Raw genomic sequence first — 15,130 nt, 5'->3', positions numbered from 1 at the left:
GCAAAGTCGATCCCCCTTGGCGGTATGCTCCTCCACAGCATTATGAGCTCCATCGCTGAGTTCTACTCGCGGAACCTGGCTAATGAGGTCATTAAGGGGATGGGTGAGAAGGCGAGGAATGGTGGGACGCTGGGGAAGGCACCGCTGGGGTATGTGAATGTCCGCGCCAGGGACGAGAACGGGAGAGAGGTCCGGACGGTGGAGCTCGACCAGCAGCGGGCTCCCCTGCTTCGTCTTGCTTTTTCCGAGTATGCGACCGGTAACTGGACAGTCAGTCAACTAGCCAAGCACTTAGCAGGGCTGGGGCTGGATGTGCCAGCCACGCCGACGAGGCCGGCTCGGCCCATCACCAAGGGGCGGCTGCATACCTTGCTGCGACACCCGTACTACAAGGGTGTGGTGCAGTTCCAGGGGGTGGAGTATGCGGGTAGGCACGAGCCGCTGGTGGATGAGGAGACGTGGCAGGCGGTCCAGGCTGTGCTGGGTTCCCATCGCAGTGGCGAGCGGGAGCGGATGCATAACCATTTCCTGAAGAGCACGGTGGTGTGTGGGCAGTGTGGTAGTCGGCTGCTGGTGCAGAACACGAAGAATGGCAAGGGGGTGCTGTACCCCTACTTCATCTGCGCCAGGCGGCAGCGGCTACATGACTGCTCCTTCAAGGCGGTGCTCATTGAGGTGGTGGAGGCACAGATGCAGGAGGTGTATCGGCGGCTGTACGTCAGTGAGGCGGATCGGCAGGAGATTGAGCGGTATCTGCTGGCGGAGCTGGCGCGAATTGAGGGGGAGAAGGATCGAAGCGTTCGGTCGCTGACGGTGCGGCGGACGAATCTGGAGGATGAGCGGCGCAGGCTGCTGCAGGCGCACTATGCGGGAGCGGTGCCACTGGAGCTGCTCAAGGAGGAGCAGGAGCGGTTGGGGCGAGAGCTGGCGGGAATTCAGCGTCAGCTTGATGCTTACCAGGCGGATGCCACGCTGGTGCGGGCGCATGTGGAGCAGGCGCTGGATCTGCTGGAGGACTGCTACCGGCTGTATATGGCGGCACCGGATCACTTGAGAAAGCAGCTGAACCAGGTGTTCTTCGAGCGGGTGCTGGTCAATCCAGCGGTGGATGAGGAGGGCCGGGTCATCCTGCCTGGCGACGGTGGTGATGGACATGGTGGCCTGCAGGGTGAGGACGACGATGGTGCGGACGATGGTGTGAGGGGTGCTGGTGACGAACCTGATGGACAGTGTGGCCGTGATGAGCAGGAGCGCGGTGAACGTACGGTAGACGATGCTGGCGATGAGCCAACGCGTCGAGCCGATGAGGTGCCCTGCTCTATCCGCGTGGCGGACACCGGCAGCGATGTCTGTCTGGAAGCACGACTCAACCGGCCGTTCGACCAGCTGGCCAGCGCACGACTGCGGGCTGTGGCGCGGATTGCTGCCCTACGAAAAACGCCCACCTCGATGGGAGGTGGGCGACGGTCCTCGGCTGAGACGGCCACCGGGGCTGTTTCTCAGGGTGAGGGTTTGTATAGCGATGCTGTGGTGCCCCCGGCGGGACTCGAACCCGCACGCCCGTAGGCAGCGACTTTTAAGGTCGCGGTGTCTACCGTTTCCACCACGGAGGCAAGGTGCGCCCCGATGTTCGAATAGCTGGGGCGCGAGTACAGCTCCGCACCATTGACTCTAACAACCTGATGGTGCTGCTGGACTTTCGAAGGAAGCTGGCCGCCGGTGAGGGCGGCCAGGTGTGTACCGGCCCTAATGTAGCGCATCCATCGGCTACTGACGGGTCGGATGGCGCGCTGGGCGATGCGGACGAGCCTGGGGCCTCTCCCGAGCCCGATGCGGCAGAGCCAGAAGGCGTGCCCATGCAACGACGATGCACCGCACCGGCCACCAGCGTGGGGGAGCGGCCGAACGGTGAGAGTGATGCGCCTGACACAGTGTCACGGTCGCCGCGCAAGGTCGACCGCATCAAGCAGACGAAGTTCCGGCCGCTCACACCCGAGCAGCGCCAGCAGGTGATTGACCTGTACCGCGCCGGCGTCTCAGTCAAGGAGATCGTCCGGCAGACGGGCGTCAACCGCTCGACGGTCTACCGGCTGCGCGGGCAGGCAGGGCTGGAGCGCAGCCACCGCTTCACCGACGACGACCGTGCCCAGGCGATCCTCCTCCGCCAGCAGGGCCTGACCATCGCCGAGATCGCCAAGCGGCTCGGCTTTAGCAGCATGACCATCGGACGCCACCTGGCGGCTGCTCGCGAGGAGTAACTGCAGTGGTGGTGAGAGCGGTGCCTCCGTCGTCGAAGAGCACCCAGAGCCATCTGGAGTGCCGATAGCCTTTGCCATCGACCGGATCAAGGTCGCTATGCGGTGACTTGACACCCCACGCCGGCGGGGCTCCTCAAGCCCTCTAGAAACGGCAATAGCGGCCGTTATGGCACGTTGCCGGATTACTAGCCTGACGTGAGTTCTATGCCTCGGCCTCGCCATTTTGCCAAAAATACATACAACTATTGACATTACCGACGAAAAGCATATAATCATAACCAGACACAGTTGATCGCCGTGTCACCAAGAAATCTCCGGCAAGTAGTTTCTAGGCTGCACCGCGGGAGATTTTTATTTTATGACGATTATCGTGGATGACGTTCAAATGTCGACATGAAGTCTCGGCGATCACTGCGCTTGTCTTCTTTGATTTGGACACAAAAGTAGGTGCCATCTTTCGTTATGCCGTAGAAACGATGGAGCAACACGTGTTGGTCGTCTTCTTTGACGATAGTTTCTGGAGTGATGCGTGAGTTTCGTATCAGGTCAAGCGCCGCCTTGTAGAAGCGGAGGCGTTTTGTCTGCTCTTTCTGGTGCTTGTCTGTCAGGTGGGGCCAAAACACATCGAGGAAGATCTTGCTGCCGTTAAAATACTTAGATCTAATGTAGGGCTGACGCTTGGTGGCGTGGGCGACGTCGTTGTATTCCCGACGCGCTTTCTTATACACCTCGCTGCGTGACGTTCCGGATAAGGTGCGATATTTGGAATTGTATATGTTAACTTTCGGCATTACTCCAATCAGTATACAATGATTGCAATACTATGAGAAGGCTCGAAACGGTGTTACAGTGCAGGTTTGGTGCCGACACAGGACTGCTAATGGCATGCTTGCATCCAAGCGCGACAGGTTCTTGTATAGCGCATCAAGCCTATCAATCTAACTTGTGTGACAATTCTTCTCCAAAGTATCGCGCTCGAGAAGATTTGAGAAGCATTGCAGGAGTCCAGTGAGGAGCGTTTCTAGCGGGCGGGGTCGGGGTTTTAAAAATTCGGCTTCTCCGCTCATCGCATTGCGCAGCAAATTCTTCTGTGAGGGAGCGTCTTGCCTCTAGATTGCCGGTACAGTCGTAGTCGTAGGTATCGATCTCGGCTAATACAAACACCATAAACATGCGAAGGCGTTCATCGAATTTGCGTTCTGCATAGAATGGAGACTTTCCCCATTCAGAGACTTCTGGGTCGATAGTCAGTCGGGGGTTGACACTAACTCCTTCAGCGGATTCTGAATCAGGGAAAGTTAGTCGAGCTAAGTCGCAATATCCGGACTCAAGCATCCTCTCTCCCCATTCCCATCTAGGTTCTACTCCGCTTGGAATATGGGCGATCGGATCTGCTGTAACGATTCGAGCCGCCCAAATAGTTAATCGGCGGTGGCGATCTATACGAGCTAGCCTATTGATCCAACCTAGATAGTTAGCATCAACGTCAGAGGCGAATGGCTGCATGGTTCGCAGCAATTCCAGTTGGTGCTGCGGGAGTACTGACAACTTTTGGGAGGTGCGTTTCCAGGAATTTTGGCTATCGCAAATTGGGTACTGGAGGCGATCTTCGTGTGGAGGGGGTAGTCTACCCGAAGAATAGGCTGCAGCTGCCCAAATAATGTAATCGAGAGCCGACCTAAGATTATACAGCCACTCTCCAAACAGCGCAGGAAGTTCCTGGGGAAATTCTTCATATTGCTCCACTGTGAGGATATATTCCGTGGCGTTGGTGCGCGTTAAGTGCGCAGCAAAGGGGTGTGGCTCCAAAAACTCATTCCAACACTCGATCATCTCTCTGGAATGAACTTTCGCTCTTTCAACTCGGTGGCGTGCTGGCTTAAATAAATTCACTTCATTCTTTCCGTAGGTGCGTACGGTCGCGTCCTGAGCTTCTCCGCAAAGGGTTATCGCCGTCGCTAGCCAGCCCGGCGTCATCGCATCCGTCTGGTTTCGTACCGCGACTTCTTCATCGTACGTCGGCAGCTTACCTGTAGATATTATCGTCATCTACAATTTAATTTTTATCTACGAATATAATTCAACTCGACAATTCCGTTATTTGTTATCGTGTTGATTAATTTCAATTTATGTTCCGCATCATTTTGGCTAAATAATTTTATACCATTCCCTAAAATTGTCGGAATAATGGATATAAGATACTCATCAATCACATCTGAAGAAATGGCTTGTTGAACTAAGTCTGCTCCTCCACATATCCAAATATCTTTTCCTTCAACCCCTTTTAATTTCTTGATCAATTCCTCCAAATTATCACTTGTAAAAATGATCTTATCGGAATCTTGTTGTTCTCGGTGAGTGAAAACATAAGTCAATAAATTGTCATAAACCCAATTATCAGGGGATAACTCAGTTATTATCTGATTGTAAGTATTCCAACCCATCAGAACTGTGTCTATATTTTTTATAAACTCAGAATAGGTACTTTCGTTTTCTAAACAATCTTCATGACCTTGCAGAAAAGCGACACCCCCATTTTTATCAGCAATATAGCCATCTACACTCATAGCTATAAACAGTTTTACTTTTCTCATATCTTAACCTCAACTTCTAATTTTTCTCTCTAAATATTTTAGGATATTATACCATTTTCAGAGCGTCTGTTTTCTTTATTCTTTCCGCTGGGCTTGCACTATCTTTAACAGCTTATCTTGAAAGGTATCTTTGCTCTTTTTATCAAAATATATCTCGGTTACAAAGGTCTTTCCGTTCATCTTTTTTGTTAGAACACCATCAGGCTTGCCTCTACCCTGCGCCTTTGCTGTACTCGCAGATCGCAGTCTGGTAACGGGGTTGCGTATCCCTGCCATCGCTGGCAAACCCTCGAAGGGATCGAGCTCTTCTCCTACACCTCCAACCCACTCACCAACCCGCCGGCGTCGGTGTCGAGGGCGTGGGCGATGCGGAGGATGTTGTGGAGGCTGAGGTTGCGTTGGCCGCGTTCGACCTGGCCGATGTACGACCAGTGCAGAGTGGTGCGCTCGGCCAGCTTCTCCTGGGACAGGCCTAGCTGCTCGCGGCGGGCGCGCACACGCCGGCCGAACTCACCGGTGGCTGGTGAGAGCGGCGGCTTGCGGTCGGTGGGCACGGCTCCATCTCAACCGGCCGAAGACTCCCAATCCAGAGACTATGTATCTCAAGACGATGTATCCTGTGGTTGTCCGTAGCGGTCGAGCTGGTGAGGAGGTGGATGAGATGAACGGCGGAAGCTGACTATCTCTAGCAACTATCCCTCTCTCGAGGAGGCGACTGCCTCAGGCTGCTTGGTCTGGGGCAGCTCGTCGTTGGTCGCCCACGTGAAGGCCACGCCAGATTGGGGGAGGAGCCAGTTAGAGGTCTCGACGGTGATCTCCTTGCCTGGTACGGCCTCTGGCGAGTGGACGATGGTGGAAGCCGGCGTGGTCGCCATCGTGTCACTGACATGGACTTCGGCAATGGTGGTGTCCGTGTAGTCCAGGCGTAATGACCAGCCCCGTGTCGGCTGAGCAACGGCGAAGTACAGCCGGTGGCTCCACTGCGGGGTGATGGTGCGGAAGACCTGACGAATGCGAACCGGCTTGCCGCTCCTGGCGTCTTCGTCCAGGTCGACGCTGTATGTCTGGCCGGTAGCACGGGTACTGCGGCGGATGGGCTGTGGCCGGCCATCGACGGTCAGTTCCAGTAGCTCGTATGCCTCCCGGTGGCGGGCGTCCATGCCGGGGCGTGGTGCCATGAACCAGGTGGAGGTGGCTGGGACGTCCTGGCGGAGCTCGTTGTACTCATCCTGGTCAGATACGCACGCAAAGCGCCGGGTAGCACTGCTGGGCACGGTGGTGTACTCCCACTCCACCGTGACGTCGAACAGAGGAGTACCTGCGGTACTCCTCTCTACTGCAGTAGAGAGCCGAACGCGCACCGCCACGTCGTACCACCGCTCAGCGGCGCGAACGGCTTGGTCTCGGATGTCGCGGTAGATCTCGCGGGCGAACTGCTCGTCGCCCAGGCGTAGGGCCATCACGTTGGCCGCGATGTCGTCCAGCAGCTCCGGCGTCGCCACGCGCTTCAAGTCCTCAGGATGGATGGCGAAGCCCTCCACCACCGCATCGCGCATCGCCGGAGCCTCCTCCCGGATGATCTGGCGGAAGCGTGCCAACGTGTGCGCCTCCTGGTCTCTCCGGAAGGTGTACTCGAAGAACGTCGAGAGCAGCCCCGCACCAAACAGCGTCCCACCCAGCTCACCCAGCGGAAGCGCGTGCAGCCACTGCCAGTCGCCCAGCTGCAACGGGGACAGCCAGGCGTTGAGCATCATGAGGAGGACGCCTGCCAGAGTGAAGGAGACGGCGAGCAGCGCGGCTTTGAGGCGACGGAGGCGGTGGAGGGGAGAGGGACTAGTATTGGACATTACTATGAAATAGTATAACAAAGTTCCGAACAATGATAAATTAATCAACCTAAGGGTGGTGATTGGTGGCTATTCTCCTGCCAGTAATCGTGTTGTACTATCGGCGCATGAATGACGACGCTCTCGTGTCCGCTACCGGTAACGACCTCATTACCTCAGCAAGCAGCAATGAGACCGATTTGGAGCGTTTTGAAAGCAGCATACAAGAACTTATAAAAAACATTGGTCTGCCATCCGGTAACCTGTTCGTTCCCGTAATGGAACGTGAAAAACTTGTTAATAACCTACGATCAGTGATTTCCCAACTGCCCAGCAGTGCTCGAAATCGTTCCTATTATATTTCGAAGATGGTTGCAGCCGCTACGGTTGGACTCTTTGATGCTGCCATCAATTACATGTGGGACGAGTTAATTGGTGAACTTCGGACGCGGGTTGCCAATTTTGATCTCAACTACTTCTTCGACATCGCAGCTGGCGACAATTCAAGCCTCCGTAAACAACTGAAAACCGAAGATGACCTATCAAACATCGACGATGCTCGCTTACTTCGTGCCTCGAGAAAAATTGGTCTTTTAACTGACGTTGGTTTCGCCCGCCTTGATCACATCCGATTCATGAGAAATCACGCGTCCGCCGCACACCCAAATCAGAATTCACTTTCCGGTTTTGAGTTGATTGAATTTCTGGAAACTTGTATTCGGGAAGTCATTAATCAGCCAATCGACAATGTTGCTGTTGATACTGGTAAGTTGCTTGCGAATATCAAAATAAACACACTGGATGTAGCCTATGCAGATAAAGAAGCAGCTTTTTTTGAGCAGTTGCCTCCCGATCGCGCGGGTGCACTCGGCGATGGTCTATTTGGCCTCTACACTGCGCCAGATCGATCTACACTAGTTGCCGATAATGTCCGGCTTCTGTGGCCAAGACTATGGCCCTATATCGACGATTCCGATCGGTTCAAGTACGGTATGCGACATGCACGCGCGAGTGCGAATGCCGATACAGAAACAGCGGACGCTGCACGTGAGCTCCTTGACCTCGCTGATGGAGGTAATGCCTACCTTACGTCGGAAGTGCGTGCTTTGGACATGCTTGATGCCATAGAAAACCTTCGCACCGTGCACCACGATATAAACAACTTCTATAACGAACCTGTACCTGCGAAGCGACTGTTGAGTCTGGTCGGATCTGATGGGGCCGTTCCCGAAAACGTGCGTGACAGTTATGTGCGAACAGTACTGGAGTGCTATATCGGAAATGGTTATGGCGTCTCACGAGCAGCGGAGCCTTTGTATCGAGAAATGATACAAAAATTTTCGTCTCAGGATGCCGGAATCGCTTTGCGTACCTGTATCGACCCAGTCTTCTCGTTCCCTCTCAGCAAACCTTCCGGACAGAGTCAATGGGAGGAAATGATTAAAATGTTGGAACCAAAAGTAATTAGCCGCCCAGATCGCGAACTAATGGATGCAATTAAAAAGTTTAATGGCGAACCTGAAAAGCTTCGTTTGGACTCCCGTATCATTAGACTGGCAGGTGGCAACGTTGAGAATTGATGTCCGCCTAAAGGTTCAAGAGAATGAGTTGCCGATTGTATGATGTGACGTTAATCGATGCCGATGAACTTCTTAGATAGCGGGTCGTACTTTCGGCCCTCCTTGAGGACATTCTCGTGGACACCGAGTTGGTGTGCTATCCAAAAGCGAACGACGAGAATACTCTTCCGCAGGGCGTTGATGAGATCGAGCGAGTCAGGCATCGTACGATCGGCATGCTTCAAACCCATGTAGGCCGCACGAATGTTGCGCTTCCAAGCGTCGCTAGTGTCGTCAACCGACAATTCATTCTCATGCACTTCGTTCTCGGATTCATCATCACCTATAAATGGCGTCACGGGCATATCGTCAAGAATGACTTGCAACGCATCATTGAAACTCAGCTGATTCCGTCCGTTGCAATTTGCTCCGCCGTTTTTCTCGCAGTCGATGAGGTAGCCAAGTTTCTCCAAAACGATCCCCATCTGGACAACATTGGCGTCGCTCCATGGTTCGTCGGAGCGAAGGACACCTAGGAACGGATCAAGCGCATCGGTGTATGCCTCCCTCAAGCGCAGCCAACGCTTGACACCTTTAGCTCCGATATCGTCATATGAGAACAAGAATGAGATTTTTCGACTATCGTCATCGCTGTACTGAGGGAGGCGATGAGTCACCACCTGGCTCCAACGCCCGGTCGTGCCTCTTGAGGTTCTGACCAAGTCGTCACCACGACAAACTTCGAGCCTTGCAACGGTAAACGGTCTCCAGGCAGCAATCGATACAAGATCCCAGACAGCGCCATGCACCATGAGATGCTCTTCCCAAGATCTGGCGTCTTTCACCTTTGTCTCGATCATGATCCGCTCGCGAGTTGAGAAGTCGGCGTGTCGCTGGCTCGCGTCCCATAACGGGTGAATGACCAAATTCAGTGTTCGCGAGATAGAAACTGAAGGAAGTCGTTTCAACTCGACCTGCACTGCTTCAAGAAGACCTTCAGTATCATTGTTTGGCTTGACAGCCATGGACGAGATACCCGTCCAGGCTGCCATAGCGGGGATGTCACTCCGCATGCCGTTAACTTTGTCGTACTTTGGCGATCTACCACCTAGCACTGCATAGTTGGCAACGATGACACCATAGCCGGCGTCGAGTGTTTGGCGGGCTCCGCTTGCGCGGCATCCTACCAGGGCAACAACGCCGCAATCGTCATGAAAGAGCATGACGCGTGGAGGAGTATAACTGTACTTTGTTTGCTCAGGGTCATCAGCGTGCATAGTGAGCGACGACCACCATCGTGCGTACGGCCCGTCTTCCCTAAGCATGCCTTGGAGAGGAATCCGCAACTCGATGATAGATCCTGTGTCCCGAAGCATGACAGCCGCTTCCGGTGTCTCGGGGTTGCCATCGATCAGCCAGCCTAGACGTGGCTCACCCACAATGAGTTCATTGTCCGTCATTGGAAACCTCCACAGTAAATGAGAATACTAAATGCTACATTAGTTTGGTTCCTACTACAAGTGGAGGCTATAGAGGGAGATGCCGCTCGGGGTAGAACGAATCTAATCCATCAGTCCGTTAGACTTCCGGTCGCCTTAACGCCATGTCAATCCCCAAATCAACCTCAAGCGGATCCTCGCCCTCGTCCAACTCATCTACTTCTTCTGCGGAGTAGTAACGACCATCTTCTAGCTCTTCAGGAGCGCGCCATGCGTAGTAAGTCAATGAAGATGGTTCACTGACCTTGAGTATGTTACGCAAAATGTGGATCGATTGTGCCGCGAGTGACGCATATGTTGAGCTATACGCTGGCAGCGGGAAATGGCACGAGTAAACTTCATTTTCATTACTCTGCTGCCACCCTTGATTGACCATAGCGCTGATAGCACTGGATTTGTGCACACTTGATACATTCCACGTCTGTGGAGGCAGATGTAGTTCACAGACAATAGCCGTGTCGCTAACGGCGTAATGAAGGTACTGTGTCATATATTCTGCAGACACTTCGGGGATCAGTACAATGTGTACTCGATCGCCAGCGCGCATGAGTGCGCGCGCAATTCTATTCTCAAACTGTGTCCAGGAGAATTGGTACATGTTGAAACCGTCATGCTTAAATACTATTGTATACTTTCGCATACTGCGGAGAAAAGATGTGTATGGCAATAGCTGAACGCCGATTGGATATTTGAAACTCACAGCCATTTTCTGTCTTCCAGTATGCAATTTCACGCTCAGCATCACGCTTGATTCGAGGTCTACCCCAAACGGCAGTTCCTGCTTCTACATAGCCGACAAAAGCGTCGTTCATAAATCTGTCTTGTTCAATTAATTTTGTTGTATCAATATCTGTTAAACTCCACGAGATTATGTCAAGCCCTCTAACCGGATCGGACGTGGTCGCGCTCAGTCTTGGCTGACTAACTGGAATATCTTTTACGATAGTACTTGGATCACTTTCATCCCAGCCCAGTCTTTCCATAGCCGCTGACAACTTGTCTTCTGTGAGTGGCCAATCTTGGTTGACCCAGTAATTTACAAGTTCGACAAATTTTTGTGGGGTAATGCTGTTCCATGTCATGACGATAGTATATCCTATGTTATAGAATTTTGTCTAGTTCCGGAAGGTCTAATATCGTTTCGTCTAGTATAAATGGGGTCACGTAGATTCTGCCGTCGGGCTTCGCTTCCACTAGCTCGTATCGCACCTCAATGGTGCCATTTCGAATAGCGCACGATATAAGGTCGTCATCGGAAACACTCATAACATACTTTCTGATCCCTTCAATGTATCGATGGTCAAGCCGTGTGAGTTCATTGAGATAGGTGGTAGTTCCCTGCTGATATTTTATTCCTTTAATTATTCTGTAGCCGAGTCCAGAGTTCCCGCCTTTTGCTTCATAAATGGTTATCCTCGGCGGTTTTCTTCCAAGACTCGCACGATCCAGCATCCCCGCTCCTGTTTTTGCCTCTTGGCTTAGAAGAGGTTCTTCGTTTCTCGCCTTCATTACCATTTCCGTTGCTTGTTCGCCTAAACTTTCTGACGTTTCATTCAGGTCTTGGTGTAGTTGCTGCTCTCTTATGATGATTTTACGTAATGATTCGGCCTTTTGGGAACTAATGCGCCCATCGTCTTCTGCGGCTAGAATGGTGTCTAGAAATTTACCCTTAGTAAGACCCTTGACTTCGATGCCGTACATGTTTGCCCATTTATTTCGTACATGAAGAGCGTTTTTGTGCTCATTTCTATGTATTGTGCCAGTTCCGACTGTGCTTTCAAAATTTGATTTAGCTTCTGACAGCAAGCCTGTGGCACCAATGTCACTGATGAAGAATTCGATTTTTGGCCCCTTAATTGCTTTTACTAACTTGGGAGTATGGGTTTCGGTGGCGGCACTATGGCCTTGGGTGGCTTCGGAAATCGTTGAAGAATAGAATGGTGCTGTGTTTCCCGTTGCTTCGACGTTTTCTTCTGTGGACTTTCCCGATTCGCCTCGCTTGATACCGTATTCTAGTTGCCTATTTTTTTCAATGAAGCGCTTTAGGTTATTAAACCTTAGTTTGCGTTTGGCGCCTACAGTATTAGCGAGCGCTGAACGTGCGTTGGGGTCGTGTATTCGACGTAGAGACTTTTCTGCCTTAACGACAATCTTTTCGAGTGTCTTCAGGTGGCCGGTCGCTCCGCTGCTTGAGTTGATCTGTTGTCTGCACTGTCGGAGCCGCTTAATTATTTCTTCAAAATTTTCTGACATGGAAAGTTATTCTTGCTTGGCATTTTGAGGAGGCTCGGTTGGGATGGAGTTGGCTTGTGACAAGGCTGACGCGAGTTGTCGGCGGCATTCTCCCATTCTTTGAATGGCGGCCGTCAGTTCGTCCGCCATCTTGTTGCCTTGTTGGTGGTGGCCAACAGTTTGTCGTGTCTTTTGCTCGACGTCGGCGCAGTCTCTTTCGATTGATTGCGTAAGCCTTATGGCGGCTTCAAGTGACTTACGAGCTATCCTTCTATTTCGCCGCCATGCTAGCTTTGTTATTGCGGACATTGGTGTTGTCCTGTTACTTGCTAGCGTCTTTGATGAATTCGCCCGCAGCTTTCTGTAGGGCAGACATGGCCATACTGCAGTTGGCGAGAGATTTGGCGGCGCTGCTAACTTGCTGGACGGCAGCTGCGCCGCTCTTTGACGGTTTGGAAACCATGCTCAGCTTCTGTGCTTTTTTGCGTAGCGTTTCTGCTGTCGAGTTAGCGCCCTGTCCGAGTTTGCTGGCGTCGTCTGCGATCTGTTGGACGGCTGTGATGACCTCGGATAAATTCTGCATCGTCTATTCCTCGGAGTGTGAGCGATTTAGATTCGGGCAGCTTGTGTGGCGCTCTTTTCGGCTTGCTGGAGAGCGGTCTCCGCTTTTTTAAGGCTGCTGGCGGCTTCCGTTAGCGCCTTAAGCATGTTCTTGTCGTGGTTGTTGCGGCCACCTTTGAGTTCGGCCTGGACGCGGCTGATGTTGTTTTGGTTGCTCTTCTTGAACAGGCTGATCTGCTTCTGCTGGTTTTGGATGTCGCGTTTGATATCTTCGATGGTTGAAATTATCTCGGAAAGTGCCATGCTCGTAGAGCCTCCTCGTTCAGGCTTTGCAAAATGGTTAATTCATCGAGGGTACGACGGTGTACGGAATGATGCCTTGCGGCGTACTCATCACTGCGCTGTCCCAAACAAGGGCACGGTTGTCTTGTGGTGTCCAGGCCAGGAGTGGTTCTTTGAAGATGTCGCATGCCGACGCTGAATCGAGGTGCATGGCGACGCGGATATCGAAGGATGCGTCTCCATCGAAACCCATGACTTCCTTGAAGGAGTCGAGTTTTGTCCACCAGCCCAGAAGATGTATTCCTGCGGTAGGGGCGGACTTGGCTAGTTCTTGCACGTCGTCGCTGTCGCTGCGCCAGCGCTCCAGGCCAAACCCGATGACGTAGACGGGCGGTGCACTGGCGTCGTCGGCGCGGTCAGCGACTTGCTCGGCCAACTCATCGACAAGGGCGTCGGCCTGGTGCTTGTCGACAACGCGGTAGGTGCCGCCGATCTTGGTGAGCTGCTGCTCGAAGGCGGCGCGCACGGCGTCGCGGGCCGGTAGGTGCCAGTCGCCGATGAGGTCGAGAAGGATGAGCTCGGCAGCGGGCGTGCTGTGCAGGAGGGAGAGCGCAGTGTTGAGCAGGACGGCGTGGCCTGGGCCGGTGCCAAGCAGCGCCAGGTTGCGGCCGACGTCGGTCGTGAAGTCGACCGTGAGTGGTGCGGCACCGACGCTGATGCGTCTGCCGAGCATCGCCTGGCCGGCGTGGAGCGACGGCAAGATGCGTGCGTCGTCGTGGATGCTGAGGCGGCGCTCGCCCTCGAAGACCTCAGGCGGGGCGACGGTGTCTCGGGCCTGCTGCCACCAGGCGGTGCGCAGCTCGCCCAGGATTCTGTCGTCGGCGTAGGCGATGGTGGTTTTGCGGTTGGAGGACAGCTCGCCGTAGTCGAGGTTGACGATGGCTTCTCGCGACCTGAGGTGGCTGGCAGCATCATTCTTGAACCCCAGCGTGGCGTGGGACTCAGCGAGGGAGTTCTTCAGAGCGATGCGCACCGGCACCTGGCCGAAGAGCCCTTCGCCTGCGGTGCCACCCAGGAGGTAGCCGCTGCTGATCGTCTGGGAGGCCAGGATGAAGTGAATGCCGCAGGCGCGGAACAACCGGGCACCCTTAACCAGCAAGTCGACCGCGCTCTCGGCGGTGTCGTCGTCCTCGCCAAAGAGCATCTGGAACTCGTCGATGACCACCACGATGCGGGGCATGACTGCCTCAGGATCAGCCAGGCGGTACTGGCGGATGTTCTGCACCCCGGATGCCTTGAAGGTGGCCATGCGCTGGCGGTAGATGGCGAAAAGATGGCGCAGGACGTTGACGCCGTACTCCCGATCGGCGTCCAGCCCCAGCACGCGAGCGTGCGGCAGGAATGAGCCAGTGATCGGGTCTGGGGCGAATGCCTGGAGGGTGACACCCTCCTTGAAGTCGAGCATGTAGAACTCGACCTCACTGGGGGAGTAGCGCTGGCACAGGGAGTGCACCACCACCGAGATGAGGTTGGACTTGCCCTGCCCGACCGCGCCAGTGATCAGGGCGTTGTGGCGCTGGTTGAGCTCGTCGCCGAGGGTGACCTCGATAGTGGACATCCCATAGGTACCCACTGCAAAGCTGATGCCGTCCCGACTGGACTGCGACCAGGGGGCATCCAACGGCTGCACCTCGCTGAAGGCCACTGGCTCCACCTGCGCCGACGCAACAGCGGACGCCACCCGGCGACTGACCGCGATCAGCCCATCCGCGCTTTGCGGGTCGAAGCGGCCCCGTACGCCACTGCGTTCGTCTAGAACCGTGCTTCCGTCGACCTGACACTGCTGGCTCAGGCCAAGAACAAGCTCGTTGACCCCCAACGTCATGGAGTGGATCAGGAAAGTGACACCGGCGGCGGGGCCGGCCTTGAACAGGACGGTCAACTTGTCCTTGATCTCATCACTAAGCAGCTCATAGTCAGTGGACAGGACAACCAGCTTGAAGCCCTCCACCTTCGGTGAGAGCTGCTGACGGAAGTCCAACAGACTCTCCGTGCGCCCCTGGATGACGTTGAGGACAGCCTGAATGTGCTCGTGCAGGTGGTGGATGGTCTCGGTGAGCTCCTGCGCGTCGTTGATGTGGCGCAGGATCTTCTCCCCGCCACTGTTGACCTCCTGGAACGGTGCTGCCATACCCTTGAGCGCATCATCGAAGACCAGCACCTCTAGCTGCCCTGGCGCTGTCTCCTCCAGCGCTTTGGCCATCAGGAACTGGGTGAACCGCACCGAGTCACGATTCACCAAGGAATCCTCGACCCATA

16 protein-coding genes and 1 tRNA gene are annotated in these 15,130 nt (G+C 54.2%); 3 read left to right on the top strand and 14 right to left on the bottom strand.

The window, feature by feature from the left end; translation table 11 throughout:
• Window positions 1-42: 42 nt before the first annotated feature.
• The gene (locus HMPREF9056_RS13255; protein WP_253269872.1) at window positions 43-1,566 is read left to right on the top strand and encodes a recombinase family protein; all 1,524 of its coding nucleotides are present in this window, start codon (window positions 43-45) and stop codon (window positions 1,564-1,566) included.
• Here the strand turns inward: HMPREF9056_RS13255 and HMPREF9056_RS00325 are convergent.
• Window positions 1,529-1,613, bottom strand: a tRNA-Leu gene (locus HMPREF9056_RS00325). The genes HMPREF9056_RS13255 and HMPREF9056_RS00325 overlap by 38 nt on opposite strands.
• A 243-nt stretch (window positions 1,614-1,856) precedes the next feature.
• On the opposite strand from HMPREF9056_RS00325, the gene HMPREF9056_RS00320 reads away from it, so the two are divergent.
• Window positions 1,857-2,258 (top strand): helix-turn-helix domain-containing protein, encoded by a 402-nt coding sequence (locus HMPREF9056_RS00320; protein ID WP_253269871.1) that lies wholly within the window; start codon window positions 1,857-1,859, stop codon window positions 2,256-2,258.
• A 365-nt stretch (window positions 2,259-2,623) separates the two neighbouring features.
• Here HMPREF9056_RS00320 and HMPREF9056_RS14280 read toward each other — a convergent pair whose 3' ends face one another.
• The 6 genes from HMPREF9056_RS14280 to HMPREF9056_RS00310 form a co-directional block, all read right to left on the bottom strand.
• Window positions 2,624-3,049 (bottom strand): hypothetical protein, encoded by a 426-nt coding sequence (locus HMPREF9056_RS14280; protein ID WP_171971897.1) that lies wholly within the window; start codon window positions 3,047-3,049, stop codon window positions 2,624-2,626.
• Window positions 3,050-3,191: 142 nt separating this feature from the next.
• Window positions 3,192-4,307: a hypothetical protein gene (locus HMPREF9056_RS13950; RefSeq protein WP_009233136.1), complete on the bottom strand. Its 1,116-nt coding sequence runs from the start codon at window positions 4,305-4,307 to the stop codon at window positions 3,192-3,194.
• 14 nt (window positions 4,308-4,321) lie between these two features.
• A complete protein-coding gene (locus HMPREF9056_RS13245) occupies window positions 4,322-4,852 on the bottom strand; it encodes a dihydrofolate reductase family protein (protein WP_009401791.1) in 531 nt (176 codons plus the stop codon).
• Between the two features lie 75 nt (window positions 4,853-4,927).
• Window positions 4,928-5,032 carry a hypothetical protein gene (locus HMPREF9056_RS14945; protein ID WP_076069260.1) on the bottom strand — a complete coding sequence of 35 codons (105 nt, stop codon included), beginning with the start codon at window positions 5,030-5,032 and terminating at the stop codon, window positions 4,928-4,930.
• A gap of 131 nt (window positions 5,033-5,163) precedes the next feature.
• Window positions 5,164-5,406 (bottom strand): helix-turn-helix domain-containing protein, encoded by a 243-nt coding sequence (locus tag HMPREF9056_RS00315; RefSeq protein ID WP_009233135.1) that lies wholly within the window; start codon window positions 5,404-5,406, stop codon window positions 5,164-5,166.
• A 138-nt stretch (window positions 5,407-5,544) separates the two neighbouring features.
• Window positions 5,545-6,699: a hypothetical protein gene (locus HMPREF9056_RS00310; RefSeq protein ID WP_009401786.1), complete on the bottom strand. Its 1,155-nt coding sequence runs from the start codon at window positions 6,697-6,699 to the stop codon at window positions 5,545-5,547.
• 107 nt (window positions 6,700-6,806) lie between these two features.
• Here HMPREF9056_RS00310 and HMPREF9056_RS13945 point away from each other — a divergent pair, with 107 nt between their 5' ends.
• Window positions 6,807-8,258, top strand: coding sequence for a hypothetical protein (locus HMPREF9056_RS13945; protein WP_157184960.1), 1,452 nt, complete (start codon window positions 6,807-6,809; stop codon window positions 8,256-8,258).
• Between the two features lie 50 nt (window positions 8,259-8,308).
• Here the strand turns inward: HMPREF9056_RS13945 and HMPREF9056_RS13940 are convergent, their stop codons facing one another.
• The 7 genes from HMPREF9056_RS13940 to HMPREF9056_RS00290 form a co-directional block, all read right to left on the bottom strand.
• Window positions 8,309-9,697 (bottom strand): HEPN domain-containing protein, encoded by a 1,389-nt coding sequence (locus tag HMPREF9056_RS13940; RefSeq protein ID WP_157184959.1) that lies wholly within the window; start codon window positions 9,695-9,697, stop codon window positions 8,309-8,311.
• 118 nt (window positions 9,698-9,815) lie between these two features.
• Window positions 9,816-10,283, bottom strand: a complete 468-nt coding sequence (locus HMPREF9056_RS13935; RefSeq protein ID WP_172635220.1) for a hypothetical protein — start codon at window positions 10,281-10,283, stop codon at window positions 9,816-9,818.
• Window positions 10,284-10,350: 67 nt separating this feature from the next.
• Window positions 10,351-10,818: a DUF6301 family protein gene (locus HMPREF9056_RS13930; RefSeq protein ID WP_157184957.1), complete on the bottom strand. Its 468-nt coding sequence runs from the start codon at window positions 10,816-10,818 to the stop codon at window positions 10,351-10,353.
• 19 nt (window positions 10,819-10,837) lie between these two features.
• Window positions 10,838-11,989: a hypothetical protein gene (locus HMPREF9056_RS13925; RefSeq protein ID WP_157184956.1), complete on the bottom strand. Its 1,152-nt coding sequence runs from the start codon at window positions 11,987-11,989 to the stop codon at window positions 10,838-10,840.
• A 301-nt stretch (window positions 11,990-12,290) separates the two neighbouring features.
• Window positions 12,291-12,551 carry a hypothetical protein gene (locus HMPREF9056_RS00300; RefSeq protein WP_034513166.1) on the bottom strand — a complete coding sequence of 87 codons (261 nt, stop codon included), beginning with the start codon at window positions 12,549-12,551 and terminating at the stop codon, window positions 12,291-12,293.
• A 26-nt stretch (window positions 12,552-12,577) separates the two neighbouring features.
• Window positions 12,578-12,832: a hypothetical protein gene (locus HMPREF9056_RS00295; RefSeq protein ID WP_009401777.1), complete on the bottom strand. Its 255-nt coding sequence runs from the start codon at window positions 12,830-12,832 to the stop codon at window positions 12,578-12,580.
• A 37-nt stretch (window positions 12,833-12,869) separates the two neighbouring features.
• Entirely contained in the window at window positions 12,870-15,110 is a 2,241-nt protein-coding gene (locus HMPREF9056_RS00290) for an FtsK/SpoIIIE domain-containing protein (RefSeq protein WP_253269870.1), read from the bottom strand.
• Window positions 15,111-15,130: the final 20 nt, after the last annotated feature.

Origin of the sequence: Actinomyces sp. oral taxon 170 str. F0386, from assembly GCF_000195595.1 — a bacterium.
GTDB lineage: Bacteria > Actinomycetota > Actinomycetes > Actinomycetales > Actinomycetaceae > Actinomyces.
This window is presented reverse-complemented; position numbering and strand designations above follow the sequence as displayed.

Excerpts from the sequence above, each read along its gene's own strand:
- HMPREF9056_RS14945 (WP_076069260.1), bottom strand. The coding sequence starts at position 5,032 with ATGAACGGAAAGACCTTTGTAACCGAGATATATTTTGATAAAAAGAGC.
- HMPREF9056_RS00320 (WP_253269871.1), top strand. The coding sequence starts at position 1,857 with ATGCAACGACGATGCACCGCACCGGCCACCAGCGTGGGGGAGCGGCCG.
- HMPREF9056_RS13945 (WP_157184960.1), top strand. The coding sequence starts at position 6,807 with ATGAATGACGACGCTCTCGTGTCCGCTACCGGTAACGACCTCATTACC.
- HMPREF9056_RS13940 (WP_157184959.1), bottom strand. The coding sequence starts at position 9,697 with ATGACGGACAATGAACTCATTGTGGGTGAGCCACGTCTAGGCTGGCTG.
- HMPREF9056_RS13935 (WP_172635220.1), bottom strand. The coding sequence starts at position 10,283 with ATGCGCGCTGGCGATCGAGTACACATTGTACTGATCCCCGAAGTGTCT.
- HMPREF9056_RS13930 (WP_157184957.1), bottom strand. The coding sequence starts at position 10,818 with ATGACATGGAACAGCATTACCCCACAAAAATTTGTCGAACTTGTAAAT.
- HMPREF9056_RS00295 (WP_009401777.1), bottom strand. The coding sequence starts at position 12,832 with ATGGCACTTTCCGAGATAATTTCAACCATCGAAGATATCAAACGCGAC.
- HMPREF9056_RS13925 (WP_157184956.1), bottom strand. The coding sequence starts at position 11,989 with ATGTCAGAAAATTTTGAAGAAATAATTAAGCGGCTCCGACAGTGCAGA.
- HMPREF9056_RS13245 (WP_009401791.1), bottom strand. The coding sequence starts at position 4,852 with ATGAGAAAAGTAAAACTGTTTATAGCTATGAGTGTAGATGGCTATATT.
- HMPREF9056_RS00300 (WP_034513166.1), bottom strand. The coding sequence starts at position 12,551 with ATGCAGAATTTATCCGAGGTCATCACAGCCGTCCAACAGATCGCAGAC.
- HMPREF9056_RS13255 (WP_253269872.1), top strand. The coding sequence starts at position 43 with ATGAGCTCCATCGCTGAGTTCTACTCGCGGAACCTGGCTAATGAGGTC.
- HMPREF9056_RS14280 (WP_171971897.1), bottom strand. The coding sequence starts at position 3,049 with ATGCCGAAAGTTAACATATACAATTCCAAATATCGCACCTTATCCGGA.
- HMPREF9056_RS00310 (WP_009401786.1), bottom strand. The coding sequence starts at position 6,699 with ATGTCCAATACTAGTCCCTCTCCCCTCCACCGCCTCCGTCGCCTCAAA.
- HMPREF9056_RS13950 (WP_009233136.1), bottom strand. The coding sequence starts at position 4,307 with ATGACGATAATATCTACAGGTAAGCTGCCGACGTACGATGAAGAAGTC.